The organism is Halomonas organivorans, from assembly GCF_014192055.1.
GTDB lineage: Bacteria > Pseudomonadota > Gammaproteobacteria > Pseudomonadales > Halomonadaceae > Halomonas > Halomonas organivorans.
Map to the genome: position 1 here is coordinate 302,122 of NZ_JACHXM010000001.1, position 19,648 is coordinate 321,769.

The window sequence follows — 19,648 nt, forward strand, 5'->3', positions numbered from 1 at the left end:
ACATGTCCTTCATCACGCTGTTCCGGAATCGTCGAGCGCTGAGCCTGACCTGGCGCGTGATCGCGCTCAGCAGCCTGCTGCTGCTGGTGCTGGTGTCGCTGTTCACCTGGCTAGGCCATACCAACCTGACCCGGCAGTTTCAGGACAGCCGCCAACAGCACCATGCTCGTCAGCAGCGCGAGGTCCGACTCGCCCTGCAACGCTCCGAGGAGGGCCTGCGCCAGCTCACCAGCCTGGCCGCGGCCGCGCCTGAGCTCGGCCCCGCCATGGAGGCCAACGACGCCGACGCCGTGCGCGCCTCTCTGGCCTCGCAATGGCCGACCCTGCAACTCGACTCGGGCATCGACGAGATCCAGGTCTTCGATCGGCGGGGCGATCCCCTGGCGTCATGGGGGCAGAGCCAGGCCAGCTCACAGCCCGTCCGGTCCTGGGTCCGGCGCGTGCTGAGCACCGAGATGCCGCTCACGACCCTGCGCTGCTCGACCGGCTGCCGGCAGTATGCCGCCGTGCCGGTACTGGTGGATGGCACCAGCGTAGGCCTGGTCATCCTGTCGCGCTCCCTGGCCGACGTCATCCGCCAGGCCAAGTCGGTCTCAGGCAGCGAGATCGCCCTGCTGGTCACCGGGGCGGAGGAAGACGAGATCCCACCGTCGGCACGCCGCCTGCCGGCCTGGCATGGCCAGTTGCTGGCGCTGACCCAGGAGGAACTGGGGCTGCCACTGCTGCTGCGGGCCGCCGAGCATACCTCCCTGGAAGGCCTCACCGACGCCCCCCTGGCCCTGCAGCACGGCGACCGACTGGAAGAGCTCTCGGCGATTCGCGTGGAGGAGAATCAAGACCGCCAAAGTACCGGCTATTTCCTGTTGATCTCCGATATCACCGCCCAGGTCCAGTCCATCAATCACGATACCCGCACCCTGCTGGTGGCGGGGGTGGCCGGCTGGCTCGCCGCCGAGCTGCTGCTGCTGGTGATACTGCTCGGCCCCATGGCGCGCCTGCGGCGGGTCGCCGGCGTGCTGCCGGCCCTGGCCAGGGGCGGCTTCGCCGAGGCCCGCCGAGCCATTCCCGCGTCGACTCGGCGCTGGCCGGACGAGATAGACGTTCTCGAAGGCACCACCATCGAACTCTCCCGGCAGCTCGAAGTACTCGAGGAAGAGATCCAGGCCCGGGGCGAGCAGCTCGCCGAGCGCGTCGACGAGCTGGCCAAGGAGCGAGACTTCGTCGGCGGGCTGCTCGACACGGCCCGGGTCTTCATCATTGCCCAGGATGGTACGGGGCGCATCAACCTGGTCAACGCCTATGCCCTGACGGTCCTCAAGGTAGAGGAAAAGACCCTGATCGGCCGACGCTTCGACGATATCTTCACCCTGCCGGGCCAATCGCCGGTCGCCGACGCCAGGACGGCCGAACAGGAGGAACGCACCCTGCTGACTCCCGAGGGCCAGGTGTATACCATCGCCTGGTACCACGCCCCGCTTCCGGGCGGCGGCGATACCGGCCTGGCCTGGATCTCGGTGGGGCTCGACATCACCGAGCGCAAGGCCGCCGAGGGTCGCCTGACCTGGCTCGCCGAGCGCGATCCGCTCACCGAACTCTACAACCGCCGCTACTTCCAGGAAGCCATCCAGCTCACCCTGCAGCGAGGTCGCCAGGGCGCGCTGCTGCTGCTGGATCTCGACCAGTTCAAGGAAGTCAACGAACTCAGCGGGCACCATGCCGGCGACAAGCTGCTGCGCGAGGTGGCCGATGTGCTGCGCCTCCACATAGGCCATCGCGGCCACATCGCGCGGCTGGGCGGCGACGAGTTCGCGATCCTGCTCGAGCAGGTCGATGCCGATCAGGCGATCGGTATCGCCCAGCAGTGCAACCAGCTGCTCGAGGGCCTGCATTTCAGAGCCGGCGGCCGTCGTCACCGTGTCGTGGCCAGTATCGGTATCGCCCAGTACCCCATTCATGGCGACAATCCCGCCGACCTGCTGGCCAGTGCCGATGTCGCCATGTACAAGGCCAAGGAACACGGCCCGCAGCGCTGGCACCTGCTGTCGACGCTGGAGAGCGCCAAGAACGAGCTGCAGGAGCGTGTCTACTGGGGCGAACGCTTGCGCAAGGCGTTGCAGGAGGAGGGCTTCGCGCTGATGGTGCAGCCCATCGTGCGACTCGCCGACCAGGACGTGAAGCACTACGAGGTGCTGATTCGCATGCGCGAGGAGGACGGCCGCCTGGCCTCCCCGGCGCACTTCATCCCGGTGGCCGAGCGCAACGGCATGATCGTCCAGTTGGACCGCTGGGTGCTGCATCACAGCCTCAAGGCCCTGCGTCGCGTTCAGGAGCAGGGCATCAGCCTGGCGGTCAACCTGTCGGGGCAGTCGTTGCACGACAAGGGGCTCGAGCAGTTCCTGGCCGACGAGCTGGCCAGCAGCGGCGCCGACCCCCATCACCTGATTCTCGAGATCACCGAGACCGCCGCCATCACCGACTTCTCGACGGCCCGCGGCGTGCTACAGTCGATGCGCGACCTGGGCTGCCGGACGGCTCTCGACGACTTTGGCGTCGGTTTCAGCAGCTTCCACTATCTGGGACAGCTGCCGGTCGATTACATCAAGATCGATGGCTCCTTCATCCGCAGCCTGGCGCTGAGCGCGGACAATCGGGTCATCGTCAAGGCCATCGCCGACATCGCCGCCGGATTCGGCAAGCAAGCCATTGCCGAGTTCGTCGACAGCGACAAGGTGATTCCGCTGCTGAACGCCTATGGCATCGCCTATGGCCAGGGCTTTCATCTCGGCAAGCCCCAGCCGCTCGACGTCATCTTCGATGCCGAGCCCTGATTCATGGAACTCAGCTAACGCTCATCGACCCAGGGACGTATCGCCATGACTTCGCCATCTCCGGAAGCATCCCCGCGCAGGATTCGCATCGAGCCCGAGCTCTACACACGCTTTCGCGAGGAATTCATGTTCCGGCTGGCAGGGAATACGGAGACACGACGCCGTATCTTCCGACTGCGCTACGACATCTACTGCGAGGAACTGGGGTATGAACCGCCGGCGGATCCCAAGCACCACCTGGAGTTCGATGCCTACGACGAACGAGCCATCCTGTGCCTGATCGAGCACAGGAAGACCGGACTCGCCGCCGGCTGCATGCGCCTGGTACTCCCCGATAACGGCCCCGACGGTCACGACTGTCGGCTACCCCTGCAGGAACACGGCGGGGACAGCCTGACCCATGCCAGCCTGCATCCGGCCCGGCTGTGCCTCGATCACGTCTGCGAGATCTCGCGACTGGCGATCTCGCCGCTGTTCCGCAAGCACTCGACCATCGACGAAATCGACAGCATCGTCCGTCAACAACAGCCCTTCAGCAACACGGACCGCGAGACCTTTCCCCTCATCGTCATCGGCCTGTTCCTGGCCACCTATGCGCTGCTGGGGCTGTCGAACCGCCCCCATGCCTTCGCCATGATGGAGCCACGCCTGCCGCGTCTGCTGCGGATGTCTGGGTTCCACTTCATCCGAGTCGGCGAGACCATCGAGTTCCACGGCAAGCGCAACGCCTTCTACATCGATCAGCGCCGCGTCGAAGCGGAGATGAACCGCGACCTGATGCCGCTCTACCGGCACATCAAGGAGACGCTGGCGCCACAGCTGGAAGGCGCCCTGCCCCACCAGGCCATCGCGACCTCTTCCTGAACGGGCGTCGCCAGGATAGGCCCGGGATGCAGTCTGTCGGGCCAGTCCAGCAGCATGATCGCCAGCACGTTGCGGTGCTCGCCATGCGCGAGATCGGTGCTGCCCGACTCCGACGGCACCATGCCGGCCACCGGATCGTAGGCCGCCACCAGGGCATCGCGCAGGCGCCGCAGCGATGGCGACTCGCCGCGGCCGGCCAGCAGGAAGCTGATGCCCACCTCGGTGTAGATGTCTTCCTTGGTGTCGGCGAGGATCCGCCCTACGTTGGCGGTGAAATAGTCCAGAATCCAGGCGACCTCGTTCGCGGACACCGGGCGCTGATAGTAGTCGCTGGCGGCGATCACGAAGTGCGTCATGCCGTAGATCTTGTTGCGGAACAGCGCGCGGTCGAGGGTCGCATCCCGGGACGGCGGAAAGCGCGCCCGAAAGGCGGCGATGGTCTCGTCGCGCAGGTCCGCCACCCCCAGGTCATGCAGGTAATAGACCAGGTTGGCCACCTGGGCCGCATAGACGTCGAGCACATCGGGGTCGGTCAGGAAGGGACGAAAATCGACCCCGGCCAGATACTCCAGGGCGCGCCGATAACCGGGCAGAGCATCATCATTGAGCAGGCCATGATAGTGCGCCTGGGTCAGATCGAAGGCCAGGCTCTTGGCGTAGAGGATCTCTTCCCAGTCGCCGAGCAGGCGCTTGCGACGCCGCTGCTTGGCGGTTCGCTGCGGATAGTGGGCCAGCTTCTGCCGGGCGCGTCGTGACACATGACCGGGCGTGGACAGCCCGTCGATCTCGTCGCGCAATGACGCGACCAGCCGCTCGCCGTAGTCTCGGTTCAAGGGCAGGTAGCGTGCCTCGCCGGTCATGCGATAGAGCCGTTGGGCATAGTGACGCTGCTGACCGCCCGGCAGGCCGGGCAAGGCACGCTCATAGGTGGCACGGATCTCGGCGGCCACCGCTTCATCGGCGGGCGGCGTCGGCGGGGCAAGGGCACAACCGGCCAGCAGGAACGGCAGCAGCCAACCCAGCAGACACGCTCGCCATCGAAACAGGCTCAAGAGGATCTCCTGCGACGACGCGACCGCTCAGGGGGAATCATCTTGACCCGAACCTTGGGCCGGCGAGGCGGCGGAGGCGGCTCGCCCGCGCCATCAACCTCAGCTGCGGGTGGCGCGGGGCGCGCCACGGTCACCCAGGCGAAGACCGGCAGCGCCAGATGCCAGTGGATGGCCGACAGCCGCAGGGCCAATGTGCTCGCCAGGGACGCCGCCACCGCGGCCACTACGGGCATCCCCAAGGCCTCGAGGGAGACCAGCACCACCCCGCCGGCGATGGAGGCGGTGGCATAGATCTCCTGGCGCAGCACCATCGGCACCCGCCGGGCCAGCACGTCGCGCACCATGCCGCCGGCCACCCCGGTCAGCAGCCCCATCAGTACCGCCACCACACCGGGTGCCCCCAGGCTCTGGGCCTTGAGGGTACCGATCACCGTGAATAGTGCCAGGCCGAAGGCATCGGCCACCGGCAGGAAGACCCGCGAAAGGCGATGGATGTAATGAAAGCCGAGGATCGCCAATCCCACGGTGATCAGGATCACCCACAGGTAGGCGGGGTCGCTGACCCAGAACACCGGCCGCACGCCGAGCACCAGGTCGCGCAGGGTGCCTCCCCCGATGCCGGTCACGGCGGCCAGCACCAGCATGCCGAAGGGATCCATCCGCGAGCGACAAGCCAGGATCACCCCCGAAAGCGCGAAGACGATCACCCCCGCCATGTCCAGCCAGTAGACCCACCCTGCCACATCGACTCTCCCTTGCCGTTTTAACCGCCATCATAGCAGGGGCAACCGCAAAACCCCGGATGTCCTGGAGCGGCTCGGCCGTGGCTTTGACGTTCGTCGTAGTGATCCCCGTCTGGGCCGTCACGTCGGGCATAATACCCGGCTAGCCATGTTCGTCTCGGGACCCCGGATGCCATTGATACAGGAAAAACTCTCCGCCCCCCTGCTGCCACTGACGCTGGTCGCCCGACCTCGTCTCAACGACCACTTCGTGCTCGACGAGCGTGTACGGGTGCTGCTGGTCAAGGCACCGCCGGGTTACGGCAAGAGCACCCTGGTGGCGGAACGGCTACCCGCTCTCGAACAGCGGGCCACCTGGCTGTGCCTGGACGCCCGCGACGATCAACCGGAACGCTTCGCCTCCTATTTCGCCGCCGCGCTCGACCGATTGTGCAAAGAGCATTTGGCAGCCTCACTACCGGCCGTGGACGCTAGCCACTCCCTCGACGCCCAGCTGGAGTCCTGGCTGGCCGAGCTTCCGACCGAGGCCAGCCCCTGCCGCCTGGTCCTCGACAACGTCGAACACCTGCACCATCCGGTCATTCTCGAAGGACTCAACCACTGGCTTCGCCACCAGCCACGCTGGCTTACCCTGACGCTCATCTCGACAACCCAACCAACTCTGGGCCTGCCAAGGCTGCGGCTTCGCGGCGAACTGGAGGAGATCGGCCCGCTGGAGCTGGCCTTCGACTCCGAGGAAGCCCAGACCCTGTGCGATGAACAGCTCAGTTTCCCACCCACACGCGTCAGCCTCGAGCGGGCCCTGCGACTGACCGAAGGCTGGCCAATGGCGCTCAACTGGCTAGTCGAGCGAACCACTACCCGGGCCGGCTTCGATGCCCTGATCGAGCGGCTGTCCGGGGCCCATCCGGACTTCGTCGCCTGGTTCGACGACCTGCTGCAGGATACCCTCGACTCAGCCGACCACGAGTTCCTGCTGCAGCTCGGCGTGCTGGAGCGCTTCTCGCCGAAGCTGGTGGCCCGGCTACTGGAGGGAGACCGGGTCACTCAGCGCCTGGCGGCCCTGGATCGAGCAGGGCTGTTCCTGCAGCGCATCGAGCCCCACGACCAGTGGTGCCGCTTCCATGCCTTGTTCGCCCAGTACCTGCACCATCGTCGCCACGAGCTGAGCATGGAGGCCCAACGTCGGCTGCATCGCCGCGCCAGCGAGGCCTGGCTGGCCCTGGACGCCCCGGGCCTCGCACTGGCCCAAGCCATCGAGGCCGACGATCCCGAGGCGCTGACAGCCCTGCTCGAAGTCCAAGGCCCCACACTGCTGGGTCAGGGGCACTTTGCCCTGCTGGCGCGGGCCCTGGCGGCGCTCGGTGAGCCGCGTGTCGGCGCCTCGCCACACCTGGCCCTCCTCCACGGCTGGGTCTCTCACGCCCAGTACCAGTTCGACCGCACCGCACAGGCCATCGCCTGGATCGAGGCCCAGCTTGACGAACCGGCCTGGCAAGAGCTCGCCGCCGAGTTCGCCACCTTGCGCGCGCAGTTGGCGATCAACCGGGGCGACGCCGAACGGGCCGCACCGTTGGCCGAACAAGCACTGGCCCTTCCGGCCCGCTACCTGGCCGCCACCCCGGTATCGGCCGGTGCCATCTTCTGCGAGGCACGCTTTGTCCAGGGGCAACTGGAAGATTCGCTATCGCGAATCCGGGTGGTGGAGCAGGACGCTCGGCGCATCGGCGATGATCAGCTGATGCTGTGGGCCCTGTGTCACCATTCGGAAACCCTGGTCGCCCAGGGACGATTGCAGGCGGCCTATGACATCCAGGAGCGCGCTTACGCTCATATCGAGCACTGCGGCCTCGATCGTCTACCGGTCGCCGAATTCCTGCATCGCATCCGCAGTCAACTGCTGTGGGAATGGCATCGGCTGGACGAGGCCGAACAGGCTGCGCTGGACGGCATCGCGGTGCTCGACAATCAGGGTGAAAGCTGGACCCTGCAGTGCCATATCAGCCTGGCCAAGGTGGCCCTGGCGCGCGGCGACCAGGCACAGTGCGCCGACCATGTCCGGAGAATCCGCAAGATCCTTGCCGAGGGCCACTACCACATCGACTGGCGGGCCAACGCCCACGCCACTCTACTGGCCTGGTGGCAGGCCAACGACGACCGCGACGCCGTGGCCCGCTGGCTGCAGGAGGCGCCAACCGCCGAGCCCGCTACCGCCAGCAACCACTTCGCCCAGGCCAACGTCCGCAACCATGCCCGCGCGCTGATGCTGCTCGAGCGACCTGACGAGGCTCGGCCCCTGCTGGAGGCGCTGGAGGCGCAGACCGAGCGCTTCGGCCTGGTGACCGACGCCAACCGCAATCGACTATGCCTGGCAGCACTGGAGTGGCAGTGCGGCCGCGAAGAAGCGGCGCTGGATCATCTGGCGAACGCTCTGGAGCTGGCCTCGCGCACGGGGCTCATCGGCAGTTTCCTGCGTCTGGGCCAAACCCTCACCGCCATGCTCGTTCGGCTGCTCGAGCGCCACGAGTTAGATGAGCTGGCGCGGCGTCGCGCCGAGCGACTGATCGAACTGGCCGGCCGCCAGCGCGACTTCGGCCGCGCCGTGCGACTGATACTCGACGAGGCGGTGATCGCCGATATCGTCGCCCGTCCCGACGTCCCCGAGTTGATCCGCACTTCGCCGCTGACCCGCCGGGAATGGCAGATCCTGGGGCTGATCCATGCGGGACTGTCCAACGAGCAGATCGCCGAGCAGCTCTCGGTGGCACCGACCACCGTCAAGACACACATCCGAAGCCTCTACCAGAAACAGAACATTCGCCGTCGCGAAGAGGCCATCGCCCTGGCCGGCGACCTGCTGGCCCGCATAGAGGGGGAGTAGGCACCGCCCCGCCTGCCCACTCCTCCCCCCGACTACGCCCATCCTCCTCTTGAAGGGAGGATGTCTCCCGCTGCCCCCGCCGCCACCATGAGCCTGACGCTATTCCCCGCGGGTGCGGCGCCAACGCCGACGCCTGCGCATGTCCACGACGAGAATCCGGCTCATGATCACAGAGACTCCTCAGTACCTCGGTCGGCAGGGCGCCGACTGGTGGCGCGGCGCAGTAATCTACCAGATCTATCCGCGCAGCTTTCAGGACGCCAACGGAGACGGCATCGGCGACCTCCAGGGGGTGATCGACAGGCTCGATTACATTGCCTCGCTCAACGTCGATGCCATCTGGCTGTCGCCCTTCTTCACCTCGCCGATGAAGGACTTCGGCTACGACGTCAGCGACTATCGCGGCGTCGACCCCATGTTCGGCACCCTCGAGGACTTCGACCGCCTGGTCGAGGCCGCCCATGCCCGCGGCCTCAAGGTCACCATCGACCAGGTACTCTCCCACACCTCCGACCAGCACGCCTGGTTCCAGGTGAGCCGACAGAGTCGTGACAATCCGAAAGCCGACTGGTACGTGTGGGCCGACCCCAAGCCCGACGGCGCCCCACCCACCAACTGGCAGGCGATCTTCGGCGGCAGCGCCTGGCAGTGGGATACCCGGCGTTGCCAGTACTACCTGCACAACTTCCTGATCGAGCAGCCGGACCTCAACTTCCGCAACCCGGAAGTGGTCGAGGCCATCCTCGGCGAGGTGCGCTTCTGGCTGGAGCGTGGCGTCGACGGCTTCCGACTGGACGCGATCAACTTCTGCACCCATGGCGAGCTGAAGGACAACCCGCCACGGGACGATGTCGCCGAGGGTTTCATCGGCGTACGCCCCGATAATCCCTACGGCTATCAGCGGCATCTTTACGACAAGACCCAGCCGGAAAACCTGGCCTTCCTCGAGAGACTGCGCGCGCTGCTCGACGAGTATCCCGGCACGACCAGCGTCGGCGAGGTCGGCGACGACGACTCGCTGGGCGTGATGGCCGCCTACACCCAGGGCGGCAACCGCCTGCACATGGCCTACTCCTTCGACCTGCTCGGTGAGCGCCATGACCCGACCTTCCTGCACGACATGCTCACCGCCATGGAAGCGCGCATCGGCGATGGCTGGCCATGCTGGGCGCTTGGCAACCACGACGTCACCCGCCTGGCCACTCGCTGGGGGGTCGAAGGCAACGCCGCGGCGCTGCGTCTGTACATGGCCTTCCTGCTCACCCAGCGCGGCAGCGTCTGCCTCTACCAGGGCGAGGAACTGGGCCTGACCGAAGCCGAGCTGACCTTCGATCAACTGGTCGACCCCGCCGGCATCACCTTCTGGCCGGCCTACAAGGGTCGCGACGGCTGCCGCACGCCCCTGCCGTGGCAGGCCAATGCCCTCAACGGCGACTTCTCCCCGGCCACGCCCTGGCTGCCGGTGCCCGACGAGCACCTCGACCTGGCCGTGGACCGGCAGGACAGCGACCCGCAATCGCTGCTCAACGCCATCCGCGACCTGCTGGCCTTCCGCCGCGACCAGCCGGCGCTGGTCAAGGGCGAGATCCGCTACCACCCGGTACGCGACGAGGTGCTGCGCCTCGAACGCTCTTACCGCGACCAGCGGCTGCTGGTGGCACTGAATTTCGCCGACACTCCCCGCGAGCTGCCGGCCCCACGAGCCGCCCGCACCCTCGCCAACGCACCGGCCCTGGTCAACGGACGCTGGCAGGCCGGCACCCTTGAGCTGCCGGCCTACGGCATCGCCATCGCCCGCTGCACCATCGATTCGGAGGAAGCCTCATGGGACGACTGACACTCGAAGGCATCGGCAAGGACTATGACGGCGTCGAGATCTCGCGCGACATCGACCTGACCATCGACGACGGCGAGTTCGTGGTGTTTGTCGGCCCCTCGGGCTGCGGCAAGTCGACCCTGCTGCGCATGGTCGCCGGGCTCGAGGACACCACCCGCGGCGAGATGTGCCTGGACGGCGAGCGGATCAACGAGATCCCGCCCCAGGAGCGCGACATCGGCATGGTCTTCCAGTCCTATGCGCTCTACCCGCACATGACGGTGGCAGAGAACATGGCCTTCGGCCTCAAGCTGGCGCGCACCGACAAGGGAGAGATCCGCCGCCGCGTCGAGCACGCCGCCGACATCCTGCAGCTCACCCCGCTGCTCGAGCGCAAGCCCAAGGACCTCTCCGGCGGCCAGCGCCAGCGGGTAGCAATCGGCCGCACCCTAGTCAAGGAGCCGGCGGTGTTCCTGTTCGACGAGCCGCTGTCCAACCTTGATGCCTCGCTGCGGGTCGAGATGCGGGTGCAGATCGCCGAGCTGCACAAGCGCCTGGGCGCCACCATGATCTACGTCACCCACGACCAGGTCGAGGCCATGACGCTGGCCGACCGCATCGTGCTGCTGTCGAGCGGCAGCATCGCCCAGGTCGGTGCGCCGCTGTCGCTCTACCATTTCCCGCAGTCTCTCGAAGTGGCCGAGTTCATCGGCTCGCCGCGCATCAATACCTTGCCGGTGACGGTGGTCGATCCGGGCCCGCGGCGCACGGGAGTGCGCCTGCCCTCCGGCGAGACGCTCGCCGTGGCAGTGGACGGACGCGGCCTGGCGGCCGGCGAGACCGCCACCCTGGGGATTCGTGCCGAGGACTTCGTCACGCCGGACCGGGGCGAAGCACGGCTGACGGCGCGGCTGATGGTGGCCGAGAAGCTCGGCTACGAGACGCTCGCCCACCTACGAGTGGAGGGCGTCGAAGGCACGATCACCCAGCGCCTCGACGGTCTGGCGCATCTTGAGGAACATCAGGTCGTCCCCCTGGGGCTGGCCGGCGACCACTGCCACCTGTTCGCGTCGGACGGTACGGCCTGCCCACGCCAGGTGGAAATCCCCGGCATCGTCGCCTGAACGCCCCTGGAACCTGGCGGTCCCGGAGGTTCCAGGGCCGCCAGGCGTCCGCCGCTAGCGGAAGGAAAACCCGGGCGGATACTGGTGGTAGCCATCGAAGTCCGCCTTGCCCAGCGGGACGCCGGCCGCCCTGGCGATCGCATAGACCATCGACAGGTGAAAGAAGAAGTTCGGCAGGGCAAAGGCGTGAACGTATTCGTCCATGGGCAAGGAGATCGCGGCGTCACCCGCCGTATCCTGCCCTATGGGCAAGGCACGCGGCTCTCCCGGAATGACGAGGGACACGATGTACTCCCGACTGCGGCGAAGCTGCTCTTCCAGACCCGCGAAGGTATCATCGGTATCGTCGAAGCTGACCACCGGGACCGCCGCCAACTGGCAGCAAGCCCGGAGTACAAAGTTCGCCGTGATCCGTGCCTGGGTCAGCAACGGGAACATGTCCGGCGCCAGGCTGGCATGGAGCACACCATCGCCCTGCGTGTCATGACGCTCGATCGTCGCCATGAGCCGGGACAGCCGTTCCAGGTAGCGCGCGAACAGGTCTTGCGGCAGCATTTCTCTCTCCTTCGTGTTCAAGGGGGTACTTCGCCCCGAAGCATCATGCTCGCCGACGCAGCGGACATCAGCGTCGCTCCAGCTGTTGTGCCAGCCAGCGTCGAGTGCCCGTTTCACCGGCCAGCTCGGCTCGCTCGGCCAGCGACATCGCCAGTTCCAGGTCACCGGCCGCGAGAGCGGCTCGGATGGTACGCCGCCAGTCCAGCGGCGCCGGCGTCGGTTGCCCGTGGGGCGCCGTGTCGGCCGTCTTCGCCATCCCGGCGTCCGCAGCGGGCGACACAGGCGGCGGCTCATCGCCTCCGCCTGCCATCAGTGGCGCCAACAGACCGGCCGTCTCGCCGATGGGGTGGACCCGCAGCGTCACCTCGCCCTCGGCCCGGTGCGCTGCCACCGGGTTGAGCACCGCCGGCTCGGCCAGGTGGCGGGCCCGGGCCAGGGCCCGCGCAGGATGCAGCAGCTCGGTCTCGGCGGACAGCGCCGCCTCGGTCGTCAACACGACCAGGCGATCGGCATCGCTCGAGGGCATCACATCGAGACTCAGCGTCAGGCGATCGCCCTTTAGCCCTTGAGCGGGACGGTAGGTGAACTCCTGCCAGTCATGGCGACGACGAATGCGCCCGGCCTCGTCGAGGATCAGCAGCGTCGGCGCAAACAACGCGGGCTGGCCCCGGGCGTCTCGCTGTACGGCACTCACCAGCTCGAGTCGCAGCGGACCTGAGCTGCGGGGCAATCGCAGCGCCCGGAAAGCACTCACGCCGGTATCGAAGCGATGAACCGGTGCCATGAGACCGAACTCGAGGTCCTGCGAGCCCCGGGCGGACAGGTCCATCTGGGGCAGGTCGGCGAGTTCCGCACAACAGTCGCTTGCGCGATCGAGCCAGTCAGCATCGGCGGGCATGGAGGATGGCGATGTCGAGGTAGCGCAGCCGCTCAGCCAGAGCGTTCCCAGTGCCACCGCCACCAGGGTCTTTGCCGGAATCATGAAGAAGCCTCCTGTCACGGCGACCAGAAAAAATGCCGACCCCGCCTCGGGCGGTGTCGGCCAAGTATCAGCAGGCATTGCTGACATCACGATCTTGCTTACCACCAGGCCTCGACCTGCAGGCCGACGGTGACACCATCGTCCTCGCCCATGTCGATGGACTCGCTGGCCGCGTTGTAGACATCACCATCCCAGTTCGCATAGGTAGCGAAGGCACGCAGCACCGGGCGGGCAAAGGCACCGCGGCCCGCTGACCATTGCTGGGCCAGCGTCAGCTTGGTCAGATCGACCGTGTCCAGATCGCCCTGCTGGGGATCGATCCGATCGTAGCCAAGCTCCAGCGCCGTACTCTGGGTATCGCTCCAGTAATAGGTCGGGCGGATACCGGAAGACATCCAGGTCTGTCCCTGGCCGTTGTCCAGGTCACGATCCTCATAGATGGCCGCGTACAGCATGTCGACATTGGGCGAGAGCTCGACGAGGCCGTGATCGATCACTCGTACCATGCTGCCCTCGGGCGTGGCCGACGCCGTGGTGGGACGACCGGCACTGCCGATGATGCCGTCGGTGGCATATTGGAAGACCAGCTTGTTGAAACCGCCGAACCAGTCCCCCTGAGTGTGTTCGAGGGTCAGCATGTGTCCCTTTTCAGGATCGATACCGGCTCGATCCTGGGCCTCGGTCAGTGTTGCGGCGCCGTAGTCGTAACCGATCTCGAGGCTACCGCCCGGGTTGGTGGCGATTCCTGCCAGGCGTACGTCGAAAGTGTTGTTGGCCAGGTTCTGGCTGGCATCAGGGAACTCGGTGTCGGTGCTGGTATTACGCAACCAGGCCAGGCTCAGCTTGGCAAACCCCAGGTCGACGTTCTCTATGCCACCACCGGGACCGGAAAGATCCCAGTAGTAGAAGTCGTTCATGTGGATGTCGTGACGCTGGTAGAACCGCTTGCCGGCCCACAGCGTGGCTTCGGGAAGCGACTCGATGACCCCCTTGGCCTGGACGTTGAGCTGGCGCAGGGCGATGGTGTTGCCATCGTCGCTCGCGCCATCCAGGGATTCGAAGTCGTTGGCCTGTTCGTTGACGTAGGCCACCAGGCTGTCGAAATAGAACGACTTTCCATCTTCCTCGTAGAGCGTCGAACCGAGCCCCAGTTCAGCGTAGGTCTCGCACTCATTGCCGAGGCGATACTTGGCCGGTGCCCCGGCCGCCTGGAAGCAGGCCTGATCGCCGCCGCCACTGGTCGAGCCAATGCCGGAACGGGCATAGCCATGGAAGTCGACGTCGGCTGCCTGTGCCACCGTCGTGCCCAGGGCCATGGCGGCCGCCACCGTGGAGAGCCGAAATGACGTGTGATGCGAGAGACGCATGATGATCCCCTTGTTGTTGTCTCGTTCCCATCCCCGGGCCATCGTTCGGCCTCGGGAGCGTGCATGAAGTCAGCGCCGCTGGCGCTGCAGCCACTTTCGCCCGGATGCCATCTGCCTTGACCCTCCCCACGCCCCCGAACGAGGGAGGGGACGAGGGGCGTAGGGAAGGGGAATGTCGGGTGTAAGCCTTTGGTGGAAAGTCATGCGAGACCGGTGATCGGCGAGCGCGCGCCCACCTGCGGCCAGTGCCGGCGTCGACCGACACACGCCTCTGGCGGGATAAGCGAAAAAAACCCGGCACGTGGCCGGGGAAGCGAGCGTTACGGGGCTAGGAAGGAGCGATGGGGAACGGGAACTCAGCCCTTCACCCCCCCCGAGGTGAGGCCACCCACGATCCAGCGCTGGCAGAGCAGGAAGACCAGGGTGATGGGTAACCCCGAGAGTACCGCCGCGGCGGCGAAATCGCCCCAGCGCTGATTGTGGTCGGCGAGGTACTGCTGGGCGCCCACGGCGAGCGTCAGCTTGTCCTCGTCGAGCAACAGCACCGAGGCCATGGGGTACTCCATGATCGACATGATGAAGGCGAGGATGAACACCACCATCAGGATCGGCACCGACAGCGGTAGCAGGATGTGGTAGAAGGCCTGCCAGGTGCTGGCGCCGTCGACCACCGCCGCCTCTTCCAGGGAGCCGTCGATGGACTCGAAATAGCCCTTGATGGTCCAGATGTGCAGCGCCACCGCGCCCAGCGAGGCCAGGATCAGCGAGCCGTGGGTATTGATGCCCAGCCAGGGCACCAGTTGCCCGAGGCGGTCGAACAGCGCATAGAGCGCCACCAGCGACAGCACCGCCGGGAACATCTGGAAGATCAGCATGCCCTTGAGGATCGGCGCCTTGCCCTTGAAACGCATGCGCGCGAAGGCATAGGCGCTGGTAGTGGAGAGCGCGAGGATCATCAGCGATGACACCAGCGCCACCTTGATCGAGTTCCACAGCCACAGCAGCACGGGGAACGGCGGCTGGACGATGCTGCCGTCGGCGCGCTCCCAGGGGATGCCGAAGGCCAGCGCCCAGTGCTCCAGAGAGAAGCGCTCGGGAATCAGGCTGCCGGTGGCGAAGTTGCCCTCACGGAAGGAGATCGAGATCACCAGCAGCAGCGGAAACACCACCAGGCTGACGAAGCCCAGCAGGGCGAGATGGGCACCCAGTTTGCGGGCGCGGATCGTACGGGGTTGAACCATGGCCATGGGAGTTCCTCCTGGACCTTTAGACCTTGACCTTGGAAAGCCGCAGGTTGAGCAATGACAGCCCCACCACCATCAGGAAGATCAGGGTGGCGATGGCCGCCGCCAGGCCGAAGTTCTGGCCGGCATCCTGGAAGGCGATGCGGTAGGTGTAGCTGACCAGCAGGTCGGTCGTGCCCGCCGGCGTGCTGGCGCCGAGGATGTCCGGCTTGCCGCCGGTGAGCAGGGCGATCAGCACGAAGTTATTGAAGTTGAAGGCGAAAGCGGCGATCAGCAGCGGCGTCAGCGGCTTGAGGATCAGCGGCAGCGTGATCCTGAACATGTTGGTCAGCGGCCCGCCGCCGTCCACCGCCGAGGCTTCGAAGAGATCGCGGGGGATCGATTGGATCAGCCCCATGCACAGCAGCAGCATGTACGGATAGCCCAGCCAGGTGTTGACCACCAGCAGCATGGTGCGCGCCAGCGCCGGGTCGGTGAACCAGTCGGGGCTGATGCCGAAGACATTCTCGAGGATCAGATTGATCTCACCGTAGTGCTGGTTGAACATCCCCTTGAAGATCAGGATCGAGATGAAGGCCGGCACCGCATAGGGCAGGATCAACAGGGTGCGGTAGATGGCCTTGCCGCGCAGTTGCTCCCATTGCAGCAGCGACGCCAGCACGAAGCCCACCGCCAGGGTGAACGCCACCGTCAGCCCGGCGAAGACGAAGGTCCAGACGAATATCTGCAGGAAGGGCCCGCGGATGTCGGGGTCGGTGAAGATCTTGGCGTAGTTGTCGAGGCCCACCGCCACCGGCCAGCCGGGGGTCAGGCGCTCGCCATCTTCTGTGACGAAGAAACCTGTCTCGCGGTCGGGCGTCAGGGTGGTGCCGTCGCGCCGGTCGGTGAGGCTGCCATCCGGATTCGACTCGAAGCGCGGCAGCATCGGTGCGAAGCGACGCAGGCCGGCCATACGCAGCTCGGTGCCGTCAGGCGTCACCAGGGTCAGCCCCTCGAGGACATCACGCCGGGCGATCACTTCGCGCAGGCCCAGCGCCTCGCCGGCCGGTGCCGCCTCAACCGGACGCACCGCCAACGGCTTCCCGTCGCCAGCCTCGGCCAGCGGCATCGAGGCCAGGCGCCGTGTCCCTTCCAGCCCGGCTCCCGGAGTCTCGAGGTAGAGCCGCGTCTGGCCGCCATCCTGGTACAGCCGGAAGTCGAAGGCCAGGCCCTCGGCCTGGTAGGTTCGATCGAGGAACTGAGCGCGGACCCGCTCCTCGCTGAGCAGGTTGCTCGAACTGTAGTTGCTGAAGCTGATGCCGATGGTATAGAGCAGCGGGAAGATCACGAACACGCCCATCCCGGCCAGTGCCGGGAAGATGTAGCGATGGCTCATCAACTGGCGCTTGCCGAAGACGATCGCCAGCGAGGCTCCCAGTACCAGGAACAGCAGCGCGAACATCCACTGGCCGCGCAGGTGGAAGGCCACCACCAGCCACAGGGTGGCGAGCACCAGCGACGCGGTCAGGGCGCGCAGGGCCCAGCGAGTGTAACGCTCGGCGGGATAGCGGGAACGATGGCGCGGCAATCCGCGCGACGCATTGGCGGTATACATGGCGAATCCTTCCCCGGGCCACCGATCGGGCCGCGGGGACACGATCGGTGATGCCGGACACGGCTTGTGGTTACTGGATGGCGTTGTGGATGCGCTCGGCGGCAGCATCGAGGGCCGCCTGCGGCGCCTGACGCCCGCTACCGATGTTCTGCAGCGCCGGCTCCATGGCCGACCAGAAGGCCCCCATCTCAGGGATATTGGGCATCGGCACGCCGAGCTCGGCATTCTCCAGGGTCGCGGCGATACGCGGATCGGAGGCCAGATCCTTCTGGTAGGCCTTGTGGGCCACGGCCCCCAGCGAGCCGTCGCTATTGAAGGTCCGCAGTCCTTGCTCGCTGAGCAGGTAACTCTCGAGGAACTCGGTGGCCAGGAAGTCGTTGGGCGAGGCCGAGTTGATCATCGCCGTCATCACCCCGAACATCGGCTTGGCGCGCTCGTCGCCGACCCTGGGCAGCAGGGTCACGCCGTAGTCGATGCCGCTCTTGTCCAGATTGCCCCAGGCCCAGGGACCGCTGATCATGGCGGCCACCTCGCCGCGGTTGAAGCGGGTATCCATCATGCTGTAGTCAGTGCCCTCGGGCAGCACCCCGCTCTCGATGAGTTCCTGAAGATGCTCGGCCCCCGCCAGCGCACCGGCGTTGTTGACGCCGATATCGTCGACGTCGTAGCCGCCTTCGGTGCGCCGAAAGGGGTAACCGCCGTTGGCCGCCAGCAGCGTCCAGCCGTAATACGGCTCGCCATAGTCGAAGAGAATCGCCTTCTTGCCCTCTTGCTCGAGTTCGGCATCGAGCTCTGCCAGCTCGGCGAAACTCTCGGGCGGCGTCTTCACCAGGGCCTTGTTATAGATCAGGCCCAGCGACTCCACCGAGATGGGATAGCCGTAGGTCTCGCCGTTCCAGACCACGGCGTCCCAGGTGAAATCGAAGTAACGCTCACGGTAGGCATCACCCGGTGCGACGCGCTTGAGCAGCCCACTCTGGGCCCACTCGCCCATGCGATCGTGAGCCCAGATGACGATGTCCGGCCCCTGGCCGCTACCGGCGGCCTGCTGGAAGCGGTCGGTGAGGTTATCGGGGTGGACGATGTCGATGGCGATCCCGGTGTCGGCGGTGAAGCGATCGGCCACCTCGCGGATGCCCTCGGGCCCCTTGTTGTCCCCCATCCAGATGGTCAGTGAGTCATCCTCGAAGGCCATCGCCGGCAACGCGGCCCCGGCACCGAGCGTGGCGACCAGCAGTGGAGTGAGGAAGGCGTGGCGTCGTGTCATGTCGAGCCCCTTGTTGTTGTGAACCGTCGTCTGTCAGCGAGAAAGCCCGCTCCGGCAGGCGGCGGTCTCTCTCTGCGACAAGGGTCGCCAATCACCTTCCGCCCCGCCTCCTCCCCGCAGGGGGAGGAGGCGGCGTAAGGTCAGGGAGTAGGAAAAAAGCAGGGGAGCAGCTGGCACGCGTCGGGCGCAGTGTTCAAGCGCCCCCGAAGCGCGCCAGCTGCATCTCGCCGAGCCGGCTCAGGGTGCGGCGGAAGGGAAAGGACAGGTGCCCGACCCGGTAGAGCCCCTCGAGCGGGACCTCCGCCTCGAGGTAGAGCGGCACGCCCCGGTCATAGCACTCGTCGACCAGGGCGATGAAGCGCCGCACGCCATCGTCCTGGCGGGTCAACGCCGGCAGCTCGCGATCGCCGGTCGCCACGCGACGGCTGGCGTCTTCCGTGCCTCGGGCGATGCCACCCAGGGCAGGCCCGCCATCGAGCCGCGGCACCTCCCCGATGAGCACATGGCGGAAACGATCGCACAGGTCGATGAAATCCAGCGCCGACAGCGGTGCCTCGCACAGGGACGCGAAGCGACACCACAGCACCGTCTCGCTTCTCGCCTCCACCGGAATGGACCGGTGGCCGATCTCGACGGGGCCAGGCACCCGGCCCTGGCCGGCGCTCAGCGTATCGAAGACCGCCGCCAGGGGCGTCGGCTGGCCTGGCTCGCGCACCCAGTAGCGGCGCTGTCCCGCCCCGGGATGACGGCGATGGTCCTCGTCGCCGTCTAGGTGCACCACGCCCATGTGGCGATTGATCGCGTCGATCGCCGGCAGGAAGCGCTCACGGTTGAAGCCGTCCGCATAGAGCTGCTCCGGCGCCTGGTTGGAGGTCGCCACCAGCACCAGTCCCCGTTCGAACAGCGCCTCGAACAGACGCCCCAGCAGCATGGCATCGGCGATATCGTTGACGAACAGCTCGTCGAGACACAGCACCCGAACCTCGTCGGCGAGCTCCGCCGCCAGGTGACACAGCGGATCGGGCGTCCCGGAGAGCTGGAACTGCCGCCGATGCACCCAGCGCATGAAGTGATGGAAGTGCAGTCGCCGGGCCGGCACCGTCAGCCCAGCATGGAAGCGATCCATCAGCCAGGTCTTGCCCCGCCCGACCGAGCCCCACAGGTAGACGCCGTCCGGCGCCGGCTCTCCGCGCGCCAGGGCCCGGTGGGTCGCCCCCAGCGCCGCGACGGCCCGCCATTGGGCGGGATCCTCGACGAAGCCGTGCCGCTCGAGGGCCTCACGATAGGCCGCTTCGGGGCCGACTGGAGAAGGCTGGACCGTCGATGCCATC

At 66.6% G+C, this 19,648-nt stretch carries 14 protein-coding genes; 5 read left to right on the forward strand and 9 right to left on the reverse strand.

Annotation, left to right across the window (positions count from 1 at the left end; translation table 11 throughout):
• Nucleotides 1–2 precede the first annotated feature (2 nt).
• Both FHR96_RS01360 and FHR96_RS01365 read left to right on the forward strand, forming a co-directional pair.
• Nucleotides 3–2,828: a bifunctional diguanylate cyclase/phosphodiesterase gene (locus FHR96_RS01360; RefSeq protein ID WP_183385837.1), complete on the forward strand. Its 2,826-nt coding sequence runs from the start codon at nucleotides 3–5 to the stop codon at nucleotides 2,826–2,828.
• A gap of 45 nt (nucleotides 2,829–2,873) precedes the next feature.
• A complete protein-coding gene (locus FHR96_RS01365; RefSeq protein ID WP_183385838.1) occupies nucleotides 2,874–3,692 on the forward strand; it encodes a PEP-CTERM/exosortase system-associated acyltransferase in 819 nt (272 codons plus the stop codon).
• On the opposite strand, the gene FHR96_RS01370 is transcribed toward FHR96_RS01365, so the two are convergent.
• Nucleotides 3,614–4,744, reverse strand: a complete 1,131-nt coding sequence (locus FHR96_RS01370) for a DUF3541 domain-containing protein (RefSeq protein ID WP_183385839.1) — start codon at nucleotides 4,742–4,744, stop codon at nucleotides 3,614–3,616. The two genes, FHR96_RS01365 and FHR96_RS01370, sit on opposite strands and share 79 nt — an antisense overlap.
• Nucleotides 4,741–5,487 carry a TRIC cation channel family protein gene (locus FHR96_RS01375; protein WP_183385840.1) on the reverse strand — a complete coding sequence of 249 codons (747 nt, stop codon included), beginning with the start codon at nucleotides 5,485–5,487 and terminating at the stop codon, nucleotides 4,741–4,743. Before FHR96_RS01375 ends, FHR96_RS01370 begins: the two co-directional genes overlap by 4 nt.
• Before the next feature lie 169 nt (nucleotides 5,488–5,656).
• On the opposite strand from FHR96_RS01375, the gene malT reads away from it, so the two are divergent.
• From malT to ugpC, 3 genes are all read left to right on the forward strand, one after another.
• The gene (gene malT / locus FHR96_RS01380; protein ID WP_183385841.1) at nucleotides 5,657–8,368 is read left to right on the forward strand and encodes an HTH-type transcriptional regulator MalT; all 2,712 of its coding nucleotides are present in this window, start codon (nucleotides 5,657–5,659) and stop codon (nucleotides 8,366–8,368) included.
• Nucleotides 8,369–8,531: 163 nt separating this feature from the next.
• Nucleotides 8,532–10,205, forward strand: coding sequence for an alpha-amylase family glycosyl hydrolase (locus FHR96_RS01385; RefSeq protein WP_183385842.1), 1,674 nt, complete (start codon nucleotides 8,532–8,534; stop codon nucleotides 10,203–10,205).
• On the forward strand, nucleotides 10,193–11,308 hold the full coding sequence (gene ugpC, locus FHR96_RS01390; protein WP_183385843.1) for a sn-glycerol-3-phosphate ABC transporter ATP-binding protein UgpC: 1,116 nt from the start codon (nucleotides 10,193–10,195) through the stop codon (nucleotides 11,306–11,308). The genes FHR96_RS01385 and ugpC overlap by 13 nt, the downstream gene beginning before the upstream one ends.
• A 54-nt stretch (nucleotides 11,309–11,362) precedes the next feature.
• Here the strand turns inward: ugpC and FHR96_RS01395 are convergent, their stop codons facing one another.
• The 7 genes from FHR96_RS01395 to zapE form a co-directional block, all read right to left on the reverse strand.
• A complete protein-coding gene (locus tag FHR96_RS01395) occupies nucleotides 11,363–11,863 on the reverse strand; it encodes a DUF1993 domain-containing protein (protein ID WP_183385844.1) in 501 nt (166 codons plus the stop codon).
• A gap of 67 nt (nucleotides 11,864–11,930) precedes the next feature.
• On the reverse strand, nucleotides 11,931–12,845 hold the full coding sequence (locus FHR96_RS01400) for a MalM family protein (protein ID WP_183385845.1): 915 nt from the start codon (nucleotides 12,843–12,845) through the stop codon (nucleotides 11,931–11,933).
• 98 nt (nucleotides 12,846–12,943) lie between these two features.
• Nucleotides 12,944–14,212, reverse strand: coding sequence for a maltoporin (locus FHR96_RS01405; protein WP_183385846.1), 1,269 nt, complete (start codon nucleotides 14,210–14,212; stop codon nucleotides 12,944–12,946).
• Nucleotides 14,213–14,568: 356 nt separating this feature from the next.
• The gene (gene malG / locus FHR96_RS01410; protein ID WP_183385847.1) at nucleotides 14,569–15,459 is read right to left on the reverse strand and encodes a maltose ABC transporter permease MalG; all 891 of its coding nucleotides are present in this window, start codon (nucleotides 15,457–15,459) and stop codon (nucleotides 14,569–14,571) included.
• A 19-nt stretch (nucleotides 15,460–15,478) separates the two neighbouring features.
• On the reverse strand, nucleotides 15,479–17,050 hold the full coding sequence (gene malF, locus FHR96_RS01415) for a maltose ABC transporter permease MalF (protein ID WP_183385848.1): 1,572 nt from the start codon (nucleotides 17,048–17,050) through the stop codon (nucleotides 15,479–15,481).
• A 70-nt stretch (nucleotides 17,051–17,120) separates the two neighbouring features.
• Nucleotides 17,121–18,317, reverse strand: a complete 1,197-nt coding sequence (malE, locus tag FHR96_RS01420) for a maltose/maltodextrin ABC transporter substrate-binding protein MalE (protein ID WP_183385849.1) — start codon at nucleotides 18,315–18,317, stop codon at nucleotides 17,121–17,123.
• 193 nt (nucleotides 18,318–18,510) lie between these two features.
• Entirely contained in the window at nucleotides 18,511–19,647 is a 1,137-nt protein-coding gene (gene zapE, locus FHR96_RS01425) for a cell division protein ZapE (protein WP_183385850.1), read from the reverse strand.
• Between the last annotated feature and the right edge of the window lies 1 nt (nucleotide 19,648).